The 22,526-nt window shown below is 42.7% G+C and carries 18 protein-coding genes; 11 read left to right on the top strand and 7 right to left on the bottom strand.

Translation table 11 applies throughout. From position 1 onward, the window contains the following. Complete coding sequence (locus tag J2Z69_RS08130; protein ID WP_209860972.1) at window positions 1–723, bottom strand: GntR family transcriptional regulator; 723 nt, start codon at window positions 721–723, stop codon at window positions 1–3. 299 nt (window positions 724–1,022) lie between these two features. On the opposite strand from J2Z69_RS08130, the gene J2Z69_RS08125 reads away from it, so the two are divergent. Next, window positions 1,023–1,391, top strand: a complete 369-nt coding sequence (locus tag J2Z69_RS08125; RefSeq protein ID WP_209860969.1) for a hypothetical protein — start codon at window positions 1,023–1,025, stop codon at window positions 1,389–1,391. A gap of 149 nt (window positions 1,392–1,540) precedes the next feature. On the opposite strand, the gene J2Z69_RS08120 is transcribed toward J2Z69_RS08125, so the two are convergent. Next, the gene (locus tag J2Z69_RS08120) at window positions 1,541–1,693 is read right to left on the bottom strand and encodes a DUF1540 domain-containing protein (RefSeq protein ID WP_209860967.1); all 153 of its coding nucleotides are present in this window, start codon (window positions 1,691–1,693) and stop codon (window positions 1,541–1,543) included. 296 nt (window positions 1,694–1,989) lie between these two features. Between J2Z69_RS08120 and thrC the strand changes: the two genes are divergently transcribed. After that, window positions 1,990–3,384, top strand: a complete 1,395-nt coding sequence (thrC, locus tag J2Z69_RS08115; RefSeq protein WP_209860965.1) for a threonine synthase — start codon at window positions 1,990–1,992, stop codon at window positions 3,382–3,384. A gap of 69 nt (window positions 3,385–3,453) precedes the next feature. Here the strand turns inward: thrC and J2Z69_RS08110 are convergent, their stop codons facing one another. Beyond that, window positions 3,454–4,848 carry an aldehyde dehydrogenase gene (locus J2Z69_RS08110; protein WP_209860963.1) on the bottom strand — a complete coding sequence of 465 codons (1,395 nt, stop codon included), beginning with the start codon at window positions 4,846–4,848 and terminating at the stop codon, window positions 3,454–3,456. A 282-nt stretch (window positions 4,849–5,130) separates the two neighbouring features. Here J2Z69_RS08110 and J2Z69_RS08105 point away from each other — a divergent pair, with 282 nt between their 5' ends. The 7 genes from J2Z69_RS08105 to J2Z69_RS08075 all read left to right on the top strand — a co-directional run bounded on the left by J2Z69_RS08105 (window position 5,131) and on the right by J2Z69_RS08075 (window position 13,474). Next, on the top strand, window positions 5,131–5,643 hold the full coding sequence (locus J2Z69_RS08105; RefSeq protein WP_209860961.1) for a DUF4188 domain-containing protein: 513 nt from the start codon (window positions 5,131–5,133) through the stop codon (window positions 5,641–5,643). Window positions 5,644–5,674: 31 nt separating this feature from the next. Beyond that, the gene (locus tag J2Z69_RS08100; RefSeq protein ID WP_209860959.1) at window positions 5,675–6,559 is read left to right on the top strand and encodes a TIGR01777 family oxidoreductase; all 885 of its coding nucleotides are present in this window, start codon (window positions 5,675–5,677) and stop codon (window positions 6,557–6,559) included. A gap of 193 nt (window positions 6,560–6,752) precedes the next feature. Further along, a complete protein-coding gene (locus tag J2Z69_RS08095; protein ID WP_209860957.1) occupies window positions 6,753–7,517 on the top strand; it encodes an exodeoxyribonuclease III in 765 nt (254 codons plus the stop codon). Window positions 7,518–7,743: 226 nt separating this feature from the next. Further along, window positions 7,744–8,727: an ABC transporter substrate-binding protein gene (locus J2Z69_RS08090; RefSeq protein ID WP_209860955.1), complete on the top strand. Its 984-nt coding sequence runs from the start codon at window positions 7,744–7,746 to the stop codon at window positions 8,725–8,727. Then, window positions 8,724–10,799 (top strand): iron ABC transporter permease, encoded by a 2,076-nt coding sequence (locus tag J2Z69_RS08085; protein ID WP_209860953.1) that lies wholly within the window; start codon window positions 8,724–8,726, stop codon window positions 10,797–10,799. The genes J2Z69_RS08090 and J2Z69_RS08085 overlap by 4 nt, the downstream gene beginning before the upstream one ends. A gap of 138 nt (window positions 10,800–10,937) precedes the next feature. Next, complete coding sequence (locus J2Z69_RS08080; RefSeq protein ID WP_209860951.1) at window positions 10,938–12,179, top strand: aminopeptidase; 1,242 nt, start codon at window positions 10,938–10,940, stop codon at window positions 12,177–12,179. A gap of 164 nt (window positions 12,180–12,343) precedes the next feature. Further along, complete coding sequence (locus J2Z69_RS08075) at window positions 12,344–13,474, top strand: stalk domain-containing protein (RefSeq protein WP_209860949.1); 1,131 nt, start codon at window positions 12,344–12,346, stop codon at window positions 13,472–13,474. A gap of 178 nt (window positions 13,475–13,652) precedes the next feature. On the opposite strand, the gene J2Z69_RS08070 is transcribed toward J2Z69_RS08075, so the two are convergent. After that, entirely contained in the window at window positions 13,653–14,114 is a 462-nt protein-coding gene (locus J2Z69_RS08070) for a DinB family protein (protein WP_209860947.1), read from the bottom strand. Window positions 14,115–14,314: 200 nt separating this feature from the next. Here J2Z69_RS08070 and J2Z69_RS08065 point away from each other — a divergent pair, with 200 nt between their 5' ends. Continuing rightward, window positions 14,315–14,932, top strand: coding sequence for an acetate uptake transporter (locus tag J2Z69_RS08065; RefSeq protein WP_209860945.1), 618 nt, complete (start codon window positions 14,315–14,317; stop codon window positions 14,930–14,932). 128 nt (window positions 14,933–15,060) lie between these two features. Here J2Z69_RS08065 and J2Z69_RS08060 read toward each other — a convergent pair whose 3' ends face one another. From J2Z69_RS08060 to J2Z69_RS08050, 3 genes are all read right to left on the bottom strand, one after another. Further along, entirely contained in the window at window positions 15,061–15,816 is a 756-nt protein-coding gene (locus J2Z69_RS08060; protein WP_209860943.1) for a MerR family transcriptional regulator, read from the bottom strand. A 179-nt stretch (window positions 15,817–15,995) separates the two neighbouring features. Then, window positions 15,996–16,820: a GNAT family N-acetyltransferase gene (locus J2Z69_RS08055; RefSeq protein ID WP_209860941.1), complete on the bottom strand. Its 825-nt coding sequence runs from the start codon at window positions 16,818–16,820 to the stop codon at window positions 15,996–15,998. Window positions 16,821–16,987: 167 nt separating this feature from the next. Continuing rightward, window positions 16,988–17,836 (bottom strand): AraC family transcriptional regulator, encoded by an 849-nt coding sequence (locus J2Z69_RS08050; RefSeq protein ID WP_209860939.1) that lies wholly within the window; start codon window positions 17,834–17,836, stop codon window positions 16,988–16,990. Window positions 17,837–17,979: 143 nt separating this feature from the next. Between J2Z69_RS08050 and J2Z69_RS08045 the strand changes: the two genes are divergently transcribed. After that, a complete protein-coding gene (locus J2Z69_RS08045; protein WP_209860937.1) occupies window positions 17,980–22,497 on the top strand; it encodes a non-ribosomal peptide synthetase in 4,518 nt (1,505 codons plus the stop codon). Window positions 22,498–22,526 lie beyond the last annotated feature (29 nt).

Raw genomic sequence — 22,526 nt, 5'->3', positions numbered from 1 at the left:
TTAGCGGGATAATAAAATCTCATGTTCATAGTGCTCTGGGTGGCAGTACGAAATAGAATACTGTAATGGAATACCGCGAGTGTTGAACAGCAGCGTACTCACAAGAAGTGCAGGAGAACCGATTGGTAGATCCATAAGCTCAGCTATAGATGGGTTTAACAGCGTAGCGCTATAGCGCTGAGATCCTTTCTGAATTTCAATTCCATTCTTCTCTAGCAATTCAAACACGGTATGGTGCTTGAGATTCTCTATCGTCATATAGTCCTCAAGATTGACATGGAAATAATTCTCATCGAAGATAACACATATTTCTTCTACTAAAATCTGACGCTGTACACGAATCATAGGAGTTTCTGCAAGCAGATGTAAGGATTCGGTTACGACCTGCGGTGCTGCCGTAATGCGATGGTCATGCACTTTTACGATGGGTTGAAGCTGTTTTCGCTGTAGATTTTCAAGGAGTCCAATGAGTGAAGTCGTGGTCTGTGTTATTTTTCGTTCTGCTACAAAAGTGCCCTTCCCATGCCTTCGCTCAAGAATTCCTTCATGTACTAACTCCCCTAGGGCCTGCCGAACGGGAGTACGGCTTAGACTGAACGCCTTTTCAAGTTGCCGCTCGCTAGGAATAGCTGTACCTACCAACCACTCTTGGCGGTTAATTTTGTCTTTAATATAATGTTTGAGTTGGTAGTAAAGCGGGGCATGACTTTGCAGCAGATCCATTGAGAACCACGCTCCTATTCGTATAAAAGACTAGTGGTAATGTGGTAACTACCAGTTATGCGCATAACAAAAAGAGGCACTCTTTATGCAAGGGGTGTCTCCAGTGGTCTGGTTAACAATATTCACAAATAATTCGCACCTGTTTAGTTGGGATTATAAACTGGAATATTTTGTACGTCAATATCTTTCTTTTATAGGGAGATCTATAGAAAATAAAAATGTACTTTTAATCGGTGTAGAGTATCCAAGCCATCCTTGCTAGAGTCTCATACTCTATAGTGAAAGGAGCTTGATATTTTATGGCTAATAAGGCAACACAAATCATTTATCCAAGGTTAACGGTATATTCAGATGAGAATTTTAGAGGACTGAGCAGGACGTATCGTGGAAATTTAGGAATAAGAAATACGAACTTCATTCTTGGTGGAGTGGAGAGCTTACGCTTCTTCTCTATAAATCGAGATGCTACGTTAGTCTTATTCTCTAGAACAAGATTTAGAGGGAATTTTAGGGTATATAGAGGCATCACTAATCTGCGTGATCTGGATGATTTGATTAATGGCAATGATGTGCAGTCGATCATTTCGACCAATCAATTGTTAACGATCGCTGAGATTCGCAGAATCCAACTAACAGGTATCCTTCCGAGGGGTTATCGCAGAATCTAAGGGTTGAATGAAGAGCCTGCATTCTTTAGAATGTAGGCTCTTTTATGTTCGATAACAATAAAAGTGATATTAGCGCTTGATAATAATTATCATTATTGATAAAATAAAAAAAGAAAGAGGAACCTGCACAGTTCCTCCACCAGTATTCCTTATTTAGCTTCGAAAGTTTTGCAGTCTGTTTCTTCAGAAGTATTCGTGTTACTTGGACTATTACCTACGATGTAAATGGAAGTTGCTCCACATTTATTCTCGCCTGCCCAGTGAAGACAAGAATTCACTTCGCACAGTACGTCTTGAGCCATGGTTGTCACCTCCTTGTTCTGAATGGAGTTGTCACCGTATAGATTAGATAAGGTAGGACTTGTCTAATAATTAGCCTCTTAGGTCAAAGAGGTTATTTGCTATACGTACGCTAAGCATATCAAACCTAATATTTGTTTGCAATACTAGCTCTGCTTCCATAAGAAGTAGAGCTTTTTTCTATAAGTCATGTCCTATTTCTTCTCCCTTTAGACGACATTTTGAAAATAACACTTGGTTGCAGCACCGTAGCAGGGTAAAATAGAAACAATTCAGAAAAGCGAGTGGAGGAAACAATATGCAGTATGTAAGTACTAGAGGACATGTAAAACCTAAAGGGTTCATTGATACTGTACTAATGGGGCTGGCAGATGACGGTGGCCTCATGATTCCCGAGCAGACACCCGTGGTTTCCAGTGAGCAACTTCAGGCATGGGCATCACTTAGCTATGAGCAATTATTTTTGGAAATATTTTCGCTATATATTAATGATGAAATCCCAAAAGATGAACTTAGGGCTATGGTCGCTCGTAGCTACAGCAGTTTCCGTAATAAAGAAGTAACTCCGCTTAAGAAAGTACATGATTCTCTTTATATACTTGAACTATTCCATGGTCCGACATTTGCCTTCAAAGATGTGGCATTGCAGTTCATGGGGGAATTTTACTCCTACGTCTCGAAGAAACAAGGAGAGATTATACATATCTTGGGTGCAACTTCTGGTGATACGGGCGCGGCGGCTATCCAAGGTGTTCGTGGGAAGGAAGGAATCAAGATTTGTATTTTGCATCCGCATCAACGGGTGAGTAAGATTCAGGAGCTTCAGATGACTACGGTCCAAGATGACAATGTGCTTAACCTAGCGGTTAAAGGGAATTTTGATGATTGTCAAAAGATTATTAAAGACTTATTCTTTGATCTAAAATTCAAAGGGAAGCACCATCTTCGCGCGATTAATTCGATTAACTTTGTAAGAATTCTAGCCCAAACCGTCTATTATTTCTATGCTTATTTGCAAGTGAATCAAGGCAATGACAAGCCACAACTAATTAACTTTAGTGTTCCCTCGGGCAATTTTGGCAATGTCTTCTCGGGTTATTTAGCTAAGAAAATGGGATTACCGGTCAATAAGCTAATCATTGCAACGAATGAAAATAATATTTTGGAACGCTTTGTGCGCACAGGCGAATACAAACCTGGGGATTTCCGCAGTACCCACAGCCCTTCGATGGATATTCAAGTGGCAAGCAACTTTGAGCGTTACTTATATTACTTGTTGAACGAAGATGCGGAGAAGGTATCTGCATACATGGAACAGCTTAAATCCGAAGGTAAGATTGTGATTACCGGGGAGGACCTACTAAAGGTTCAGTCCGAATTTGTAGCGCTAGGCGCCACTAACCAACAGTGTCTAGATTTAATTGCGAAGTATAAATCTGAGCATGATTACTTACTAGATCCGCATACAGCTTGTGGTATTGCCGCTTACGAACATGCTCATATGGACGGAGAGGTTACCGTAGCGCTAGCTACGGCACATCCTGCCAAGTTCGATGAAGCGATTATATTATGTGAGATTGAACAAGAGTTCCCTGAGGAGATTGCGAAGCTTTTAGACCAACCTCAGTTCCAGACGGTTGTGGAACTCGATGAAGCGGAGATTGTTCGTCAGTTAATTGATTTCTATCAATAAATCATATAGTAGTGGATTAGGAATGATTATCAACAGTTACAAGGGATCGCCTAGGCGGTCCTTTTTTGTTTATTTCATAAGCTTTCTTAGCCATTTGATCCGACCCCGGAAGGGAGGAAAAGATAGACCTAATTCGCTGTTCGATTTCTTTTTGACGATGCTTTTGCGGTGTGAGAACAGTTCAAAGCTGTACTTTCCGTGGTATCCACCCATGCCAGACTGACCGACGCCGCCAAATGGCAAATAAGGATTCGCTACATGAGAGAGAGTATCGTTAATACATCCCCCGCCAAATGAAACTCGGCTCAGCACTGCATTCTCTACTATAGAATCTTCTGTGAAAAGGTATAAGGCAAGCGGTTTGGGCCGCCGAGTAATCGTTGTAATAGCATCTTCCAATTTCTCATATGTGAGAATGGGTAAGAGAGGTCCGAAAATCTCTTTCTCCATGCTTGCAGCATCCCAAGAAGTAATGTCTAGTAAGGTAGGTTCTATGTACAGATCTTCACGAACAGCATGGCCTCCAGTAATCACATAGTCATGATCTTGATGGATTAATTGAGTAAGTCTATCGAACTGACGCTCATTCACGATTCGACCGTAATCTGGACTGTCCATTGGATTGGAACTATAGAAACTGTGTATGGTCTCAGTAAGTCTGAGAATTAGGGCATCCTTGATCTCGTGATGGACTAGCACATAATCGGGGGCGATACAGGTCTGACCTGCATTCATAAGTTTTCCCCAGATGATACGTTTTGCAGCGATATCAATCCGTGCCGTCTTGTCAACAATGACAGGACTTTTCCCACCTAGTTCGAGCGTAACAGGCGTCAGATGTTCGGAAGCGGCTTTCATAACAATCTTGCCTACTTCCGTACTTCCTGTAAAAAAGATGTAGTCAAAGGGAGCATGAATGAGATGAGAGGTCGTTTCTTTCTCGCCTTCGATGACTCTGATGTAACGTTCATCATAGATACTGGCAATGATTTTATGAATCAAGGCGGAGACGTGAGGAGTGCTCTCCGATGGCTTGAGAACGGCTCCATTGCCAGCGGATATAGCACCAATTAAAGGCTCCATCAGAAGTTGGAACGGATAGTTGAAGGGTCCAATAATGAGTACAGTTCCGTAGGGCTCGTACATTAGACGGCTGCGGGAAGGGAAGGAGTAGAGTGGGGTTTTTACCCGCTTAGGCTTGGCCCATTTTTTTAATTGGGATGCCATATATCTTGTACTCTCCAGAACTAATCCAATTTCTGCTTCATACGATTCGAACTCACTTTTGCGAAGATCTTGATAGAGCGCTTGCATAATTTCTTTTTCGTGGTACTGGATGGCAGCTCGTAATTTTTGAAGTTGTTGTATGCGGAAATCTATGTTCAGCGTGGCTCCGCTAAGGTGGTAGGTTTTATGTTCAGATAACATCCGTTCGATGTCTTCTTGGGAATAGGCCGGATACATAATGAATTGTCCCTTCTATAGTTAATAATTCAGTTTCGAGCAATATGTAGTTGAATCCAAATGAGAACATATGCAAGAACAAGTACAGTGTACCACTGCACGATCTGCATACAAAGTGTTTCTCCTCCGTGTGAGAGTTGGAGATAAAGGGTATGTAACTTGAAGGTGGAGATACTTCTATATTCAAATAGAGAAATATGAGAGTGAAGAGGATTTGTATAAACTAGGAAAGAATATATAAATGTGGAATAATAGTGCAAGCTAAGAAATGGGGCAATTAAAATGAAGAGACGTGTAATTCCAGGGCGATTTTCTGCGGAGATGGAAGACGATTTTGTTGTGTTTTTTATTGGCATGCGTGTTAACAAGATATTAGCTTTACATAAATGGGTTCCTGTTGCGAGGGCCATGCCCCCTATGATCCGTGAATTATATCAACATCCGGAGCTTGGATTCATTAGCGCAGAGATTCTTTTTAACACAAGAGGAGCGACAACGCTTCAGTACTGGAAGTCCTATGAGCAGCTTGAGGCCTATGCAAGAGGTGGATTTCATTTAGAAGCTTGGAAAAGATTCAATAAGTCAATCGGAACTGACGGTTCCGTAGGTATTTTTCATGAGACGTATAAAGTTACGAAGGGTCAGTATGAGAGCATTTATACTAATATGCCTCCATTTGGTCTAGGTGTAGCAGGTACGCTATCTCCTTCGGTAGGCCGAAGAGAAACTGCAACAAGAAGACTTGGAGGAATGAATGAACCCGCCTTAGAAACTCCTCCGAACCCAGAAGTGTAAGACAGCAAGGAAGAAGACTGGAGGGAACAAAGTGAAGGGTAAAATCATTTTGGCAGGGGGTACAGGGTTCGTTGGAACCTACTTTGAGCAGGAATTTCAGAAGCTCGGCTATGAGGTTATCCTAATCTCAAGACATCCTAAGTCGGTAAGCTGGGATGACGCACAAGCCATCAGGTCTGCACTTGAAGGTTCAGAAATGCTGATTAATCTGGCTGGGAAATCAGTGAATTGCCGATATCATGAGGCGAATAAGAAAGAGATCATGGATTCTAGAAAGAGAACGACAGCTATTCTTGGACAAGCTGTGCAAGCCTGCGCTGTGCCGCCCAAATTGTGGCTTAATTCGAGTACAGCAACAATCTATCGTCATGCTGAAGATCGCCCGATGACTGAAGAGCAAGGGGAGTTGGGTTCTGGATTTTCGGTGGAGGTAGCCAAAGCTTGGGAAGAAATGTTCTTTCACTATGAGCGTCCAGAGACAAGGCAGGTTGCCTTGCGCATTGCGATTGTCCTTGGACCTCATGGCGGAGTTATAGAGCCGATTCGAAATCTTGTTCGGTGGGGATTAGGAGGTCCTCAAGGTAACGGTAATCAGAAATTCAGTTGGATTCATATCGCGGATTTATTCGAGATCGTAAGGTTCATCCAGGCCCATGAGGACATTACCGGTGTGATCAACTGTTCTTCGCCGAATCCGATAACGAACCGGGAACTGATGAAGCAGTTCCGTGAAGTACTGCATGTGAAGGTAGGATTACCTTCTCCCGCTTGGATGTTAGAGATGGGTGCTCTATTCATTGGGACAGAGACAGAGCTTGTCCTTAAGAGCCGCTGGGTTATGCCAGATCGCTTAGAGCGAGCAGGGTATGTATTTAAGTTCCCGATGATTCAGGAGACGCTGCGTAATATTTTATAGATTAAGAGATAAAGGGATCTATTGTCCTAAAGGGACAGTAAGGTCCTTTTTTTATTATATGGATTGTATGGAAAGGCAGCAGCTCTATTATTTTCTGTACGCTGTTTTTGTATGTAAGGTACGATTTTCCTCCTATGCTATGGGTTGATTATGCTAGAATTGATGAGCGATTGGATGCGATGAGGGGGATATTATGAAATTGATTTCATGGAATGTGAATGGTCTTCGGGCCTGTGTGAATAAAGGGTTTAAGGATTATTTTGCGACGGAACAGGCAGACATCTTCTGTGTGCAGGAGACGAAGCTACAAGAGGGACAAATTCAGTTAGAGTATGATGAACCTTACTATCAATACTGGAATTATGCGCAAAAAAAGGGCTATTCGGGAACGGCTGTATTCACTAAAATAGAGCCGCTCACCGTACGCTATGGAATGGAAGAAGATCACGAACCAGAAGGCCGAATGCTTACGTTAGAGTTCGAAGGATTTTATCTAGTGAATGTCTATACACCCAATGCCAAACGAGATCTGTCACGGTTAGCGTATCGGTTGGAATGGGAGGATCGCTTCCGTACCTATGTGCAGCAGTTAGATACAATAAAACCTGTGCTTGTATGTGGGGATTTAAATGTAGCCCATCAGGAAATAGATTTGAAGAATTATAAAGGAAACCGTGGAAACTCTGGGTTTACCTTGGAGGAACGGGGACGGATGACCGATCTCTTAGGCGCAGGTTTCATGGATACGTTCAGAACGTTGTATCCCGATCGGACAGACGTCTATAGCTGGTGGTCCAATATGCCAAAAGTGCGAGAACGCAATGTGGGTTGGCGTATCGACTATTGGCTGGCTTCAGCTAGACTTGCTCCACAAATTCAGGATGCTCGTATCGATTGTCATGTGTTAGGAAGCGATCATTGTCCGGTAATTTTAGAGATAAACGAAATAAAAGTGTAGTGTTAGTAAGAAGAGCACATCATTTCTTTTTTTTACTTCTTTTTGTTTCTTTTCACTTCTTATTTCAATTTGATCTTATAAATATACAAGAAATTGCATGTTTTAATAAACGTGCAGTTTTTTTGTTGTTGACATTATCACTGATAATCATTATCATCAATACTCAGAGGGTTCATTGATAATCATTATCATTACTCAATTTTAATGGATTAGGGGATAGATCTACATGACCAAACGTATTCAATTGTTCGTTGTACTTATGCTTATAGCAGCATTAGTATCCGCTTGTGGAAGTAAAAGTGATTCTAAGGCAAGCGAACCTGCAACAAGCCCAGAGTCTACGACTTCAATCACCATTAAGCATGATAAAGGTGAACTGAAGCTAGATCAACCTGCAAAGCGCGTAGTGGTATTGGAATGGACATTCACAGAAGATCTGATAGCGCTAGGTGTTCAGCCTGTTGGAAATGCTGACAACAAAGGGTATTCGACTTGGGTAACGAATGAAGCGGCACTTGGGAAAGATGTAAAGGATGTAGGAGATCGTTCCGAACCTAATTTGGAAGCCATCGCGGCATTAAAGCCAGATTTGATTGTTACCAATGGAGATAATGTGGATGGGATGTATGATCAACTCAAAGCAATTGCACCGACTATTCAATATGATCCGTACAATAATGAAGGATATGATTACGCTGCGATGGAACGAATTTTCAAGAACATTGCCTTAGCTGTAGGCAAGACCAAAGAGGGTGACCAAGTTCTTGCAGATTTAAATAAACACTATGAAGAAGCGAAGACGAAACTAGCCGCTGCTGGGAAATCAGACTTTCATTACGTGTTAACGCAAGCTTTTACATATCAGAATGCGGTATCCCTACGTCTGTTCACGAATAATTCAGTCGTTGCAGAGACGCTGGCACGCACTGGAATGATCAATGATTGGAAGCCAGAGAAGGTAGAGAAATATGGGTTCACTACAACCACTATTGAGGCTCTTCCGGCAGTTCAGTCCTCGAACTTTATCTACATTGTACAAAAAGATGATGATGTGTTCGGCGCAAGTATGAAAAAGAATACGGTATGGAATGGCTTAAAGTTTGTTCAAGAAAAACGCACCTATCCGTTGGATGGCTCGACTTGGACATTCGGGGGACCGATTTCTTCTAAAGTGCTGGTTGACCAAGTTGTAGGTGTGATTACCAAATGAGTACATTGATGAAGGCCACGAAGCCTACATGTACTGACCAAGGAATGCAGTGGAGAATTATAGCTATGATAGGGGGCGGCATAGCTGCCCTCTTCCTGTTATTTTTCTTAAGTTTGTGTTATGGGGAGGCGCAAATTTCTCTGCCTACGGTTATGGAGGCGTTACTACATAGACAGGACAAGTTAGAGCATCATTTAATCTGGGATATTCGCATGCCCAGGACTCTCATCGGCTTATTATCCGGTGCGGCACTTGCGGTAGCTGGAGCACTACTGCAGACGGTTACCAAAAATCCCTTAGCGGCCTCGGATACGTTGGGTATTAATGCAGGGGCTTATTTTATGGTTGTCCTTGGAACGGTTATGTTCCCTACATTACTTCACCAATCTCCATTTCTATGGGCGGCTATAGGGGGCAGCGTCTCGGCAGCTGCAGCTTATGGACTTGGGGGAGGGAGAAAAAGTACACCTGTACGTTTGGCATTGGCAGGGATGATCGTCTCCATGGTCTTAGGTTCGTTCACGGGGGCAATTCATATTTTCTATGCTCAGGAGACACAGTCTCTCTTCCTTTGGGGATCGGGTTCGCTTGTGCAGAATGATTGGAAAGGGGTCGTGTATGCTTGGCCATGGATAACTGGGGCGATCGTAGTGGCTCTGCTCTATAGTCGTCAATTCGATGTAATGAACTTGGACGAGGCGACATCGGCTTCCTTAGGTCAAAAAGTAGGGCTAACTAGATTTGCAGGTCTAGCTATCTCTGTAGTGTTAGCTTCTGTAATCGTAAGTGTAATTGGTCCTGTAGGTTTTGTTGGATTAGTTGCGCCCCATCTGGTGCGTCTGACGGGGTTCCGTAAGCATCGCTGGCTCATAGTAGGTTCAATCGTATGGGGAGCTGTTCTTCTGACGGGCGCGGATGTTGTGGCGAGAATAATCCGCAGTACGACCGGCTCAGGAGAACTACCGGTGGGAGCTGTGATGGCTCTGATTGGAGCACCTTGGCTCATCTGGCTTGTTCTTACCAAGATGAAAGGAATTGCAGGTTCACCTGGTCAAAGTTCGATGGCTGTGGGAGGAAAAGCGAACCGAATTCCTTTTGCGTTGTTGGTAGGTGGCTTAACTGTTCTTATTCTTACAATCGTGTTCCTATCTTTAATGTTCGGAGGGCAATCTTCTGTAAGCTTCGCAGAGCTAATCAAGGCTCTAATGGGTTCGGATGGTGCAGCTTCCTATACGGTTATGAAAATCCGCTTACCTCGGACACTAGTTGCTGCCGGTGCAGGAATAGCTTTGTCTGTGAGTGGAGTGCTTATCCAAAGTGCAGTCCGTAATCCGCTTGCGGACGCTTCCATTCTCGGTGTGACTTCTGGAGCTGGATTCGGAGCCTTGCTCGTCTTGGTCGCTTGGCCTGAAATCCCTGTATCCCTGCTTCCCATCGCGGCAGTAGTAGGAGCGCTTTTAGCGGCAGTTCTTGTCTTCGTATTCGCATGGCGTAAGGGATTAAATCCTTCGGTCCTGATTCTGTTAGGAATCGCAGTGTCTGCCATGGGTGCAGCGGGAATTCAGGCTTTGATCATAAAAGGTTCCCTATACGGCAGCACCGCCTATATTTGGCTGACAGGAAGTACGTATGCAAGAAGCTGGGATCAAGTCTATACGATCGCTGTGTTTCTCGTTGTCCTTGTCCCTATTGCTCTTTGGTTGGCTCGTCGATTTGATCTCCTTGTATTTGATGATGCGAGTTCTACGGGACTCGGTCTGCCGGTTCGCCGGACAAGACTGCTTGCCATGACCGTTGGGGTACTACTAGCGGCAGGGGCTGTAGCCTGTGTCGGGACAATTGGTTTCCTAGGATTAATGGTGCCTCATATGGTAAGGTTGCTGACCGGGCATCATACTCGAAAATCCGTGATTTTATCCAGCTTGCTAGGAGCCACACTGCTTGTACTCGCTGATGGGGTTGGTAGGACCATTGTAGTGCCTAGGGATATTCCATCAGGTCTACTCATTACTTTAATCGGTGGCCCTTATTTCTTATATTTAATGTATCGTTCTTCAGCTAGACGTTCTTAAAACAATAGATAATATATATTTGACAGGTCCGGGGAGGAGTGCAGGTGAAAAGCTTGCCACACTCCCTTTGTGTTTGTTCTCTTCCCCGAGTTTCATGATAAAATGAATAGATATTCTAAAGGGATGGAGGAAACAGCGATGAGAGACTTCGATACTTTGCTGGAGCAATATGCAGACCTTGTAGTAAAAGTAGGTGTGAACATTCAACCTGGACAAGTCTTGATTGTTCAGTCGCCTCTTGAGGCGGTAGAGCTAACCCGGAAAATTGTAGCCAAAGCTTATGAAGCAGGAGCTAAGTACGTTCAGGTAGACTTTGAAGATGAACATATTTCACGCATTCGTTATGAGAAAGCTCCTGAGGATTCCTTTGGTTACTATCCAAAGTGGCAGGCGGATACAATGGAGCAGCTCGCTGAGGGCGGCGGAGCAATATTACATATCAAAGTGCCTGATCCTGAACTATATAAAGGGATTGATTCTTCCAAAGTCTCCACAGCAGTACGGGCAGCAGCCGTGGCTCGTGAGAATTATTCCAGATACGTACGCAACAATCTAATCAGCTGGTCTTTGATCAAAGCACCAACGCAAGCTTGGGCGAATAAAGTATTCGCAGATTTGCCAGAAGAACAGCGGATTGAAGCGATGTGGAATGCTATTTTCCAGATGAATCGGGTAGATGGTGGAGATCCTGTAGCTGCATGGAGAGAGCATATTGCTCATCTTAAAAAGAGTCAAGAACGCATGAATCTGAAGCGATATAAGCGTCTTCATTATGTGGCACCAGGTACCGATCTGAGTGTGGAGCTTCCCGAAGGACATCTATGGCTGGGCGGGGGCGATGAGAATGAAAAAGGAATATACTTTGTAGCCAATATGCCCACAGAGGAAATCTATACTATGCCTAAGCGAACTGGCGTGAACGGTACGGTAGCGAGTACACTACCGCTGAATTTGAATGGTCGATTAGTCGAGGGGATAAAGCTTAAGTTCACCGATGGCAAAGTAACGGCTTATGACGCGGATACAGGTCGTGAGCACCTAACCTCACTCTTAGAGACAGATGAGGGAGCATCTTACTTAGGTGAAGTGGCCTTAGTGCCCCACAATTCACCTATCTCACAGCTGAATCGCGTGTTTTATAATACGGGTATTGATGAGAATGCCTCGTGCCATTTTGCCCTAGGAAGCTGTTATCCGGTGAACATCGAAGGCGGTACGAAACTGTCTAAAGAGGACCTGTTAGCGCAGGGTGGCAATACGAGTTTAACTCATGTGGACTTTATGATCGGTTCCGCAGAGCTGTCTATCGATGGTGAATTAGCAGACGGTACGGTAGAACCCGTATTCCGTAATGGGAATTGGGTAGACACAAGTATCTAATTAGACGAGAACGAAGAGCTATTGTATTATAGCCGCTAATCCATAAATATGGAGAGGCGGTTTTTTTTATCTATGCATTCAAGTAAGATAAATATGTAATTTATAGAAAATAAGCAACTATTTATCATAATATACGTTCTATAGCATATAAAGGGGGATGAAATATGCACACTTTCTATCGTTATAAGATTGCTAAAAAGGCTATTCTCACAACTGTTTTCTTTATGATGGTGTTACTTGTTGTGGGCAATCAACTGAGTTCAGCTGCTGTCGCTTCGGACACAGAAGTATTATTGAATGGTAAGCCTCTTGGAATACATCCTACGGTTAGCAAAGGTAATACATTCATAGCGGTTAGAGAGTTATCGCAAAGTCTTAACTGTAAGGTGTTATGGGATGCTACTAGCCGGTCGATCACAACACTTTCTCCAACAGGAAAAGCGGTATTTAAACTGAATTCTAGACATATGAGACTCAATGAAGTTACCTCAAGTCTTGTAGCTTCACCTTATATAAAGGGAGGACAAGTCTATATTCCGCTTCGGTCTATTGCCATAGCATTAGGTTATGAGTTAAATTGGCAAAAAAATCGTATAGATCTCCAAGGAGATGATAGTCTAATTCAATCTAGCTATGGGGACACGACAGCTTGGATAAGTTATCAGCAAAGAAAGTTGTATATTTCTAAATCTAATAGCAAACCTTTGCAAATCGATGATCAACTACCTAAATTCAAAGGAAACAAGGGTACGGCGCTACTTCAAATCCGCCCTATCTCAGGTAGTATATTTGTATCTATTCATGACAATTATGGTGAGCCATCCATTCATGATGATTATCATCAATACTTAATCCAAGGAAGCAAGGTAGTCCGAAAGATAACCACAGCTTACGTCTCTACAAAGAGTACGCAGACACTAATGAACACAGATAAAGATGCAGTTATGATAGATGGAACCCGTGTATTGCTTGTCCAGCCCTCAGGAAATATTCGCCTAGAATATAACATGGTTGCTTTAATGAAAATAGAGGAGCCTTTTACAGTTGAGGCTGTCTATGATGATCTAATTGTAATGAAATTAAGTAGGTCAGCGATACTTGTTGGATATCACGTGAATAACCATACAGCAACGGAGTTTTACAAGAAGTTACTCTCCCCAGAGGAGCAGAAGAAACTTGAAGAAAGCGATCCTATGGATATCCAGAATTCTGGCGATCGGTTGAAGTGGGTTAAACGGGTAGCGAACATAATATACCTGGAAAGACTAGGTCATACTTACGAGTTAAGCCTTTAGTGTTATAGTAGTTCAGTTGATAGACATGTTTAATCAATATTTTTTATTAACTATTATCTTATTAAAAACCTAGCTCCTTTCTCTTACCTATAGGAAGGATCTAGGTTCTTAATATTGAACAAAGATGGACCCAAATGGATTGCTTTCGAATGAAAAGTGCATGTTGTGAATAGGCCGGTTAACGAAGGGATCTTCCAATAAAATTTGCGGATACGGGCTTAATTTCAAGTTCCCTAGTCCAGATAGAGAGTTGACCCATATGATGAATTTCATGAGCAATAACATGCCTTAAAATTTCACCCTCGGTGTAGATATCTTTGTGCCAACTAACTTGGGTGACGAATGTATCTCGATCCTCCGTCCATGTGTGGAGGAACTCCAACGTTTCTTGATTCCATGAACTGGATAAGTGTCTAACCTGTTCCAGACTTTTATATTCCTCATAATTCACTACGATATCTGGCTTGCCCTGAATACCCCGGACCCAGCTGTATTCAACATCTGCCACATGAAAGAGTGTATATAAAATACTGCCCACTCCCCCAATTCTAGTACGCGTGAGCTCTTCCTTAGAGATATGCTTGCATAGATCAAACCACTCGTTTCGGACCTCTGCATTATATTGAAATAGCTGTATCAATTTAAAGGCTAACCTCTCTTCCTGAATCTAATATATTGCGTACGCTTACATTAATTATAGAGTATCCCATCCTCAGCCGCATGAGAAATAGACCATAAAATAGTTCTTTTCTATCGGACTTCTTTCCGTTACAATAGGTCAGGTGTGTTCCGGGAGTGGAACAAATACTAGACAGAGAAACAATATACTGGAGGCTCTATATGCAGCACGAATTACAGCAGAAAGTTAAAATTATTAACGCAGATCCCAGCGCTATGGGATTGTTCGGACTTGCGATTGTTACCTTGGTAGCATCGTCGCAAAAATTAGAAATCACTTCAGGGCTAAGCTATGCAGTACCTTGGGCACTATTCCTTGGAGCTTTCGCTCAGTTGTTCGCTTGCATTCAAGACTCGAAGCGCAACAATACGTTCGGTATGACCGCGTTCGGTGCTTATGCTTTTTTCTGGTTTGCTATGGCAGCTAATTGGCTGATTAAGATGGGGGTATTTGGTTCCGTCTTAGCTTCACATGCAGATGGTAAGCAATTAGGAGTTGCTTTTGCAGGATATCTTATCTTTACCTTGTTCATGACGATCGGAGCTATGGAGACGCACAAAGTGCTGTTCTTTATTTTCTGTCTGATTGATCTATTGTTCCTAGGTCTTACCTTTGATGCATTTGGGGTAGCTGCTGAATTCTTCCATGGCCTTGCGGCTTATGCGGAGATGGGGATTGGGCTTTTGTCTCTGTACGGAACAGGGGCTGCGGTATTGAATGCTCATTTCGAGCGAGAATTTATTCCGGTGGGCAAGGCATTTGGCATCTTTAAAAAATAAGAGGTAACACTCATATAGGAAAGTTACTTTAAAAAAAGTAGACATGGATTAGATCAGTCTAAACAACTGAACGAAACCAAGCCTACTTTTTTGCTATTTAGTTTACTATTCTGATCTATTGAATCTCTTTAAGACGTGTAAATCACAATAGCGTCCCTAAGAAAAACAGTCATTCCTGGTTGTAATGCATCATAGTACGCGGTGAAGCGTTCATCCTCCACATACATGTTAGCTAGTCCTGCATGAGCCTCTTTGCTGTAAGTAGGCCAGTGATAAGATAGCCACTGCCGATGAAGATCAGCGGCATGCTGAGCCTCTGAGCTCGAAGGATCTCCAGTCTTATATGCTTGCTTAAGCACAACCATGAGCTGTTCAGATAACTGGGCAACAGCTTTTTGCTCATCCATTGTCCTACTAAGAACGCGAGCATTTCCTTGGTCTATAACATCATCCCCGTATTTACTACGAATTTCTTGGCCGTAACGTTGTTCATTCTCTTCAACTAGCTTCGTCTTGAATCCTTCAAATTTTTGCTGATCCGTCATAGCTATCTTCCCTTCTTGTGCAGCTAACGTTCTCTCCACATTCTGGATCAAAGTGTTGAGCTGCGTCCGTCTAATCAGGAGCTGCTGATGATGTTGCACAAGTGCACGCACGGTATCGAATTCAGGAGCATTCATCAGAAGTTTGATCTGATCTAGCGGCAGTCCTAGCTCTCTATAGAACAAAATATGCTGTAATTGATTCACTTCCATGTCCCCATACATTCGGTATCCTGACGAATGGATTCTTGCCGGCTTAAGAAGTCCAATCTCGTCATAATATCGGAGCGTCCGGGAGCTAACTCCAGCCATTTTACCTAAGCTCTGCACACTGTATTCCATCATTTCACCTCCTGACTCCTTTACAATACACGTTGACGCAACGTCAAGGTCAACCCCTTGATACAAATAAAATGAACGGCTTGGAAATAATGCATACATCTAACATTACCGGAGGTAAGGTTTTGCTTTATATATGAGCCAAGGTTTCGACTTAATGGAGTGTGTTCTTTCAATATCCGTTAAGATTTCGTACCTCGGAAGACAATTTGATGAATCTTGCCACGATCTGTATAGCCAAGTCGTTGATAAATTTTATTGGATATGGGATTACTTAGATCCGTATACAGAATGGGGATATAACCTTCATCGATTAAAATTTGACTAATGTAGCTTACCAGTGCACTGGCATATCCTTTTCCTCTTGCATCTAGTGGAGTATATACTGCATTAATGCTTCCATGTCTTGGTGAACGATGGGAGATATTTGCCATAGATACATACTTATTGCCTTGTTTCCAAAGATAAACCCCGCCTGTATTGATTAGATTAGCTGCTACTTCTATACGACTTTCAGGTTCTACGCTCTTGCCGTAGATCTCTAGGCTGATTCTGGATAGAAAATAGGCGACGATCTCAACGTTCTCAGTGCTCGCTAGGTGAGGTGTACCCAAAATATTTTTCACAGGAATCAGTGCCGGACATGCATAAGATTCCATCTCCATCCGAGTGGAGTAGGTCATCTCATGAAGAGGGCAGTACTGGTCTGCGAACAGTCTCGCAAGTTTTGGCTCACCAGATACACCTACGACAGTCAATGATCCTAGCATCTTAATCAGTGCCTGAACAGCTTCTACCTTCTGATTCACTGAGATTGTGGATGAGATCCATAGCCATCCAGGATGGTTGGGAGTCTGAGCATAGATGAGCTGACCGTCGGAAGAACAAACACGAGTAGCATCTGGGGACTTAGAGATTCGATGAAGTAGATTATAAGGAACTTCATTGTGCAAAAAAGCAGGTTGCTCCAACACAGTGTCTTCTGGTCTAAAGTAAAATAATTTCATAAGCTTCCCTCATCTGTAGGAGATTTTAGTATTCATTATACGATGGAAGTACATGGATATCTTAAAAAAGGTTTTAAATGAAATAAGTCAAAAAAAGAATGTATAACCAAAAGCACCACAGGATATCCTGTGATGCTTTTTTCATGTACCTGTACACCGAGCAACTTTTAGATTCCAGAACGGAATTCGCTAGCAGAGATACCGCAGTATTTTTTGAATAAGCGTGAGAAGTATAATGGATCATCATAGCCAAGCATGCGGGCAATGTGATTAATTGGGGTATCGGAGCGGTGTAAGAGCCGCTTTGCTTCAATCATTTTTTGACTATTTACATAGTTATGGAGAGATAAGCCCGTCTTCTTACGAACTAGCCTCCGCATGGTGGGAATGGAAATACTGTGCCTTTTGGCAATGGCTATAGAATCAAAATCACCATATAAGGAATGATCAATGTCCTCCATAATGGCATAAATCAGGCCAGTACGAGCTTGTTCTTCATTGGAGCGTTGATAGAATTCATAGACTAAGTTCTCAAATATCATTGCCGCCCGATCCGAGTGGGAGGGGATTTGACTGCCAAGCAGTGTAATCATGGACTCAAGCTTCAAAATAATGTGTTCATCGAGGCCTACGTTTACAGGTTCATCAATAGGAAGAAGTCCACTCTTCAGCCAGGAGTTGAGCCGCTTACCTCCAAACGTAATGTAATATTCATTCCAGCTCTCTCCCGCAGGAGGTCCATATTCAAACTTGGTCTCAGGACGAAATACTAGAATCATTCCCTGTTTTACAGGATGGGATGGTCCATCATTAACACGATAGTTTCCATTGCCCCCTACAATATAGACTATGGCCCAATCTTGAAAGAAAGTATTTGTACAATAATGCGTTCTGCCAGGAATATGCGCAATTTGAGCGATATACAGGTCCTGGATTAATAGCTTATTTTGGACAACTTTCAAATCAACGACACGTATCGGTAAGGTGCTGATCATATAATCCATATTTTGGGCCATCGTGTGTATAGGCTCCTTCCGTTAACATTTGATATATTAAGCGTAAATTAGACGAGTTGATGTCAAAGCAAGAATGAACCTCCCATCTATCTGATTATATAAAAATTTACTGTAATAGTACAATTTAACAGGGAGGAATATTTATGTCTAGAATTCCTTTGACTCATCCGCAAAAACGAATCTGGTATATTGAGAACATTTTCCCGGATACTTCAATGTACAATATTGGTGGACCGATCAGGATTCATGGTCCGATCGATTTTAGTATTTTAGAGCAGGCTATTCTTTCATTCATTGAGCATCATGATGGGGTTCGGTTACAGCTCAGAGAAGAACATGGAGAAGTATTTCAGGAAGTCGTTCATCTTGGTAGAACGCCACTTGACTTCATGGATTTCTCTCCATATGAGAAGCCTGAAGAAGAATTCCAGCGCTGGATTGAAGAGGAGTCGGCTCGCCCTTTCCATCTTACAGAGGGTCCCCTTTATTACTTCGCGCTATTTACATGTTCCGATCAAGAGAATGGTTATTACGTCAAGTTGCATCATATGATTGCTGATGGATGGTCCAATCAGATTATAACGGAGTACGTTACGAATTATTACACTGCTCATTTCGCTCAGCAGTCCAACGGGGAGTTCGAACATCAGTTCAACAAGCCTCCATCTTATGTCGATTATGCTCTGCAAGAGCCCATATATTTGGATTCGAAGCGTTATCAGAAGAATCGCAAGTTCTGGCTGAACCAATACGAGACTTTACCCGAGATGTTAAGGGCTGATCGTTCCTCTACTGATACGAAAGGGAATAGAATATCTTATTCTATTGATCCCCATTTATCCTCCACTCTCAAAACCTACACACAGAAGCATGGCATTTCATTAAATACTTTTTTTATATTTTTATATTTTCTTTATATGAATAAAACGACACATCAACATGATTTGGTCATCGGGACTCCCGTTCTTAATCGCTCAGGCATCAAGGAAAAAAGTACCTTCGGTATGTTCACAAGTACGATGCCTTTTCGATTTAGGCTGAATGATGAACAATCGGTACTCGATACACTAACCCGCATACAAAAAGAGTTAATGACTTGTTATATCCATCAGAAATACCCGTATGAACAATTAATTCAGGAATTGGAACTTAAGAAAAAAGGATATGATCAGTTATTCCACACTTGTGTGAATTACTACAATACTAAGCTTGCTACAAATTTTAATGGAATGCCCGTTACGAACACAGAATTTTATAATGGTAACCAACTGTATGCCATGCAGTGGGTCATCAAAGACTGGTCCGAGACGGATGGACTAGTGCTGGATATAGACTATAAATGTAGTGAATATACGGCAGAACAGGTAGATGAAATGCTACGCTGTATCCGTAATCTTATAAGACACATATTGGCAGATCCTGAACAGATGCTTAGCAATATATCCTTGCTCTCTTCAGAAGAATGGAACCAAGCTGTGTACGATTTCAACAAGACAACAACGGCCTATCCTAGGCAGTATACGGTTAGTCAATTATTTGAGGAGCAAGTGAATCATTCCTATAATCAGGTAGCTGTTCGATATGGGGAGGAACAATTAACCTATGGAGAGCTGAATAGCAAAGCCAATCAACTAGCTAGAGAATTAAGATTAAGAGGCGTGGGTTATGGTCATTGGGTGGGAATTTGTATAGAGCATTCGCTGGAAACTGTAGTGGCTATCTTTGCTGTACTTAAAGCTGGTGCGGCTTATCTACCTATTGATCCTGCTTATCCGAGTGATCGTATTCAGTACATGGTGGAGGATTCTGGAACGAAGCTCATTCTTACTCATGTAGGTGGGAGATTAGAAATTGGTATTTCTGAGAGACTGAGTTCGTTGGAGTGGCTAGATGTGAACGATCCCAAGTGGTATACGGGAGATACGTCGAATCTCATGCTAGATATTCAGCCGGACCATTTAGCTTATGTAATCTATACTTCAGGTTCTACAGGCAGACCCAAAGGAACTCTAATCGAGCATCAAGGGCTAACGAATTATATTTGGTGGGCTACATTGATGTATGTGAGCAAAGAGAGAGAAGTATTCCCTCTGTATTCTTCACTGGCTTTTGATCTAACTGTAACCTCCATCTTTACCCCTCTAATTAGTGGAGGAATGATTCTGGTATACCGAGATACGGGTGATGAGTTCATCTTACATCGGATTATGAAAGAGAATGAAGCCACGGTAGTCAAACTTACGCCGGCACACCTGTCTTTACTTAAAGACCAGAGCTATCCTTCTTCATCCGTGAAGCGATTTATTGTAGGAGGGGAAGAGCTTAAAGTAAATCTAGCAGAAATGATCGAACATATCTTTAGCGGTGACATAGAGATTTACAATGAATATGGCCCTACGGAGACCGTTGTAGGCTGTATGATTCATAAGTTCAATCGGTTAGCAGATAGAAAAGCTTCGGTGCCCATTGGAGTTCCTGCGCATAATGTCATGATCTATGTGCTTGATCCACACTGCAATCCCGTGCCTGAGGGTGTAATTGGGGAATTGTATATCTCGGGAGATGGTGTGGCACGAGGTTATCTGAATCAAAAGGAACTGAGTGCAACGCGATTCTTAGATAATCCATTTGTGCCAGGCTATCGGATGTACAGAACGGGCGACCTTGCGCTGCGGCTTAAGAATGGAATCATTGAATATTGTGGACGATCCGATCATCAGGTAAAGATTAGGGGTCACCGCATTGAGCTTACAGAAATTGAGAAGCAACTGCTGGAGCATACCGCTGTTGTAGATGCTGTAGTTATAGATTTAGAAGACTCCTCTTCTGCTAAATATTTAAGCGCTTATATTTTGGTGGATGGCCTAGTCTCTAATGATGAGCTAAGAGAGTGGTTGAATGCTACTCTACCTGACTATATGGTCCCTACTTTTTACACGAGGCTCTCGGAGATTCCAATTAACGTAAGTGGAAAAGTAGATCGAACGCGGCTGCCTGAACCGGATCGATCTGCCCTAGTAGCCGAGTATGTTCCTTCCCGAAATGAAAAAGAGCACCTCCTTGTCCATGTACTGAGAGAAATACTACAGGTAGAGCAGATCGGGATGCAGGATCATTTTTATCATATGGGCGGAGACTCCATTAAAGCCATTCAGTTAGCATCAAGGCTGAACAATGCAGGGTACACACTGAAAGTAAGTCATATTCTAGCCCATCCTCGAATTGGAGAGATGGCACAATATATTGAGCTTGAAACGATGTCCATGGTTAACCAAGAGCCCTGTACTGGTGTCATTCCAAGATTGCCCATCCAACAGTGGTTCTGGACGCAGCAGTTCGCACATCCAGAACATTATCATCAGTCTGTTCTGCTGAAATTGAAGCAGACGGTTCAACCGATCATTATCCACAGGATTATAGATCAACTCATTGACCATCATGATGTACTCCGAGCTAATGTGGCAACAGACGGTCAGACACTCTTTTATAACTCCAAAGATATGAGAGGTACTCTAGCATCAACGTTACTTATCTTTGACCTAAGGGATCTCTCGGATGAGCAGCGACATATCCAGATGGCTGAAATTGCGGAGAAGCTTAAAGCTTCACTTGACTTACAATCAGGTTACCTTTTTCAAGCTTGTCTGTTCGATCTAGGTGTTCAGGGACAGAGACTTCTGCTGACGGCCCATCACTTGGTGATAGATGGTGTCTCTTGGCGAATTCTATTAGAGGATATGGTCCAGCTGTTGGAGCATAATCAAGCAGGCAACAGCGATCAACTACCGAACAAAACAGATTCTATACAGTCTTGGGCCACATGGATTCAAGAGGAGAAAGGCCATGTCCGTAAGGAAAGAATGTACTGGCAGTCTATCGTTGATAAGATGCAGCCCGTTCCTGTGGACCAAATGCTTGGTGAAGACACATGGGCTAGAGCACGAATCCTTACTCATGAATTTGATGTGGAGATAACCCAACAATGGCTTAATGAATCGCATAAAGGGTATGGTACAGAACCGCTCGATTTACTTTTGGTTACACTGGGTCTGACGCTAAAAGAATACTTCAAGATGGAACTGCCCATCGTGGAACTTGAAGGACATGGCCGTGAGGAACTACATTCTAACTTGAATTTAACCCGCTCTGTCGGCTGGTTCACTAGTCTTTATCCTATGCAGCTTGAAGTGAGCGAAGACTTAGCGACTACGATCAAATCGATTAAGGAGGAGCTCCGCTGCATCCCGAATCACGGTATTGGCTTTGGCATCCTGCACTATATATCTCACGAAATTGCAGGCTACGCTAAGTTCAAGCCCATCCGGTTCAACTATCTCGGAGACTTCGGCTCGACTTTTACGAATGCATGGTTCACCCATCTATCCCAAGAGTCTAAAGGTAGTGATGTAAGCAAAGAGAACCATCTGACAGCTGCATTGGAAGTGAACATGATGCTTATCGATCAAAGACTGCATCTTGCAGTCACTTACAGTGAGAATCACTTCTACCCAGAGACGATGGAAGGTTGGATACGCATGTATAGCAATACATTCCAAGGCATCGTGAATCATTGCTGCTTAAAAGGGGATACGGACTATACTCCATCTGATTTTGAGACCGCAGCATTGTCCCAAAGTGAGCTGGATAGCCTACTTTTTTAGCGTACTATCTCTGCATTAGATTTTTAGAC

Origin of the sequence: Paenibacillus shirakamiensis (assembly GCF_017874255.1) — a bacterium.
GTDB lineage: Bacteria > Bacillota > Bacilli > Paenibacillales > Paenibacillaceae > Fontibacillus > Fontibacillus shirakamiensis.
Note: the sequence above shows the minus strand (reverse complement) of the source record. Positions and strands in the feature narration are given on the sequence as shown.

Bases quoted from the DNA above. Each gene is read 5' to 3' on its own strand.
- J2Z69_RS08130 (WP_209860972.1), bottom strand. From the start codon at position 723: ATGGATCTGCTGCAAAGTCATGCCCCGCTTTACTACCAACTCAAACAT.
- J2Z69_RS08125 (WP_209860969.1), top strand. From the start codon at position 1,023: ATGGCTAATAAGGCAACACAAATCATTTATCCAAGGTTAACGGTATAT.
- J2Z69_RS08120 (WP_209860967.1), bottom strand. From the start codon at position 1,693: ATGGCTCAAGACGTACTGTGCGAAGTGAATTCTTGTCTTCACTGGGCA.
- thrC (WP_209860965.1), top strand. From the start codon at position 1,990: ATGCAGTATGTAAGTACTAGAGGACATGTAAAACCTAAAGGGTTCATT.
- J2Z69_RS08110 (WP_209860963.1), bottom strand. From the start codon at position 4,848: ATGTATCCGGCCTATTCCCAAGAAGACATCGAACGGATGTTATCTGAA.
- J2Z69_RS08105 (WP_209860961.1), top strand. From the start codon at position 5,131: ATGAAGAGACGTGTAATTCCAGGGCGATTTTCTGCGGAGATGGAAGAC.
- J2Z69_RS08095 (WP_209860957.1), top strand. From the start codon at position 6,753: ATGAAATTGATTTCATGGAATGTGAATGGTCTTCGGGCCTGTGTGAAT.
- J2Z69_RS08090 (WP_209860955.1), top strand. From the start codon at position 7,744: ATGACCAAACGTATTCAATTGTTCGTTGTACTTATGCTTATAGCAGCA.
- J2Z69_RS08085 (WP_209860953.1), top strand. From the start codon at position 8,724: ATGAGTACATTGATGAAGGCCACGAAGCCTACATGTACTGACCAAGGA.
- J2Z69_RS08080 (WP_209860951.1), top strand. From the start codon at position 10,938: ATGAGAGACTTCGATACTTTGCTGGAGCAATATGCAGACCTTGTAGTA.
- J2Z69_RS08075 (WP_209860949.1), top strand. From the start codon at position 12,344: ATGCACACTTTCTATCGTTATAAGATTGCTAAAAAGGCTATTCTCACA.
- J2Z69_RS08065 (WP_209860945.1), top strand. From the start codon at position 14,315: ATGCAGCACGAATTACAGCAGAAAGTTAAAATTATTAACGCAGATCCC.
- J2Z69_RS08060 (WP_209860943.1), bottom strand. From the start codon at position 15,816: ATGGAATACAGTGTGCAGAGCTTAGGTAAAATGGCTGGAGTTAGCTCC.
- J2Z69_RS08055 (WP_209860941.1), bottom strand. From the start codon at position 16,820: ATGAAATTATTTTACTTTAGACCAGAAGACACTGTGTTGGAGCAACCT.
- J2Z69_RS08050 (WP_209860939.1), bottom strand. From the start codon at position 17,836: ATGGCCCAAAATATGGATTATATGATCAGCACCTTACCGATACGTGTC.
- J2Z69_RS08045 (WP_209860937.1), top strand. From the start codon at position 17,980: ATGTCTAGAATTCCTTTGACTCATCCGCAAAAACGAATCTGGTATATT.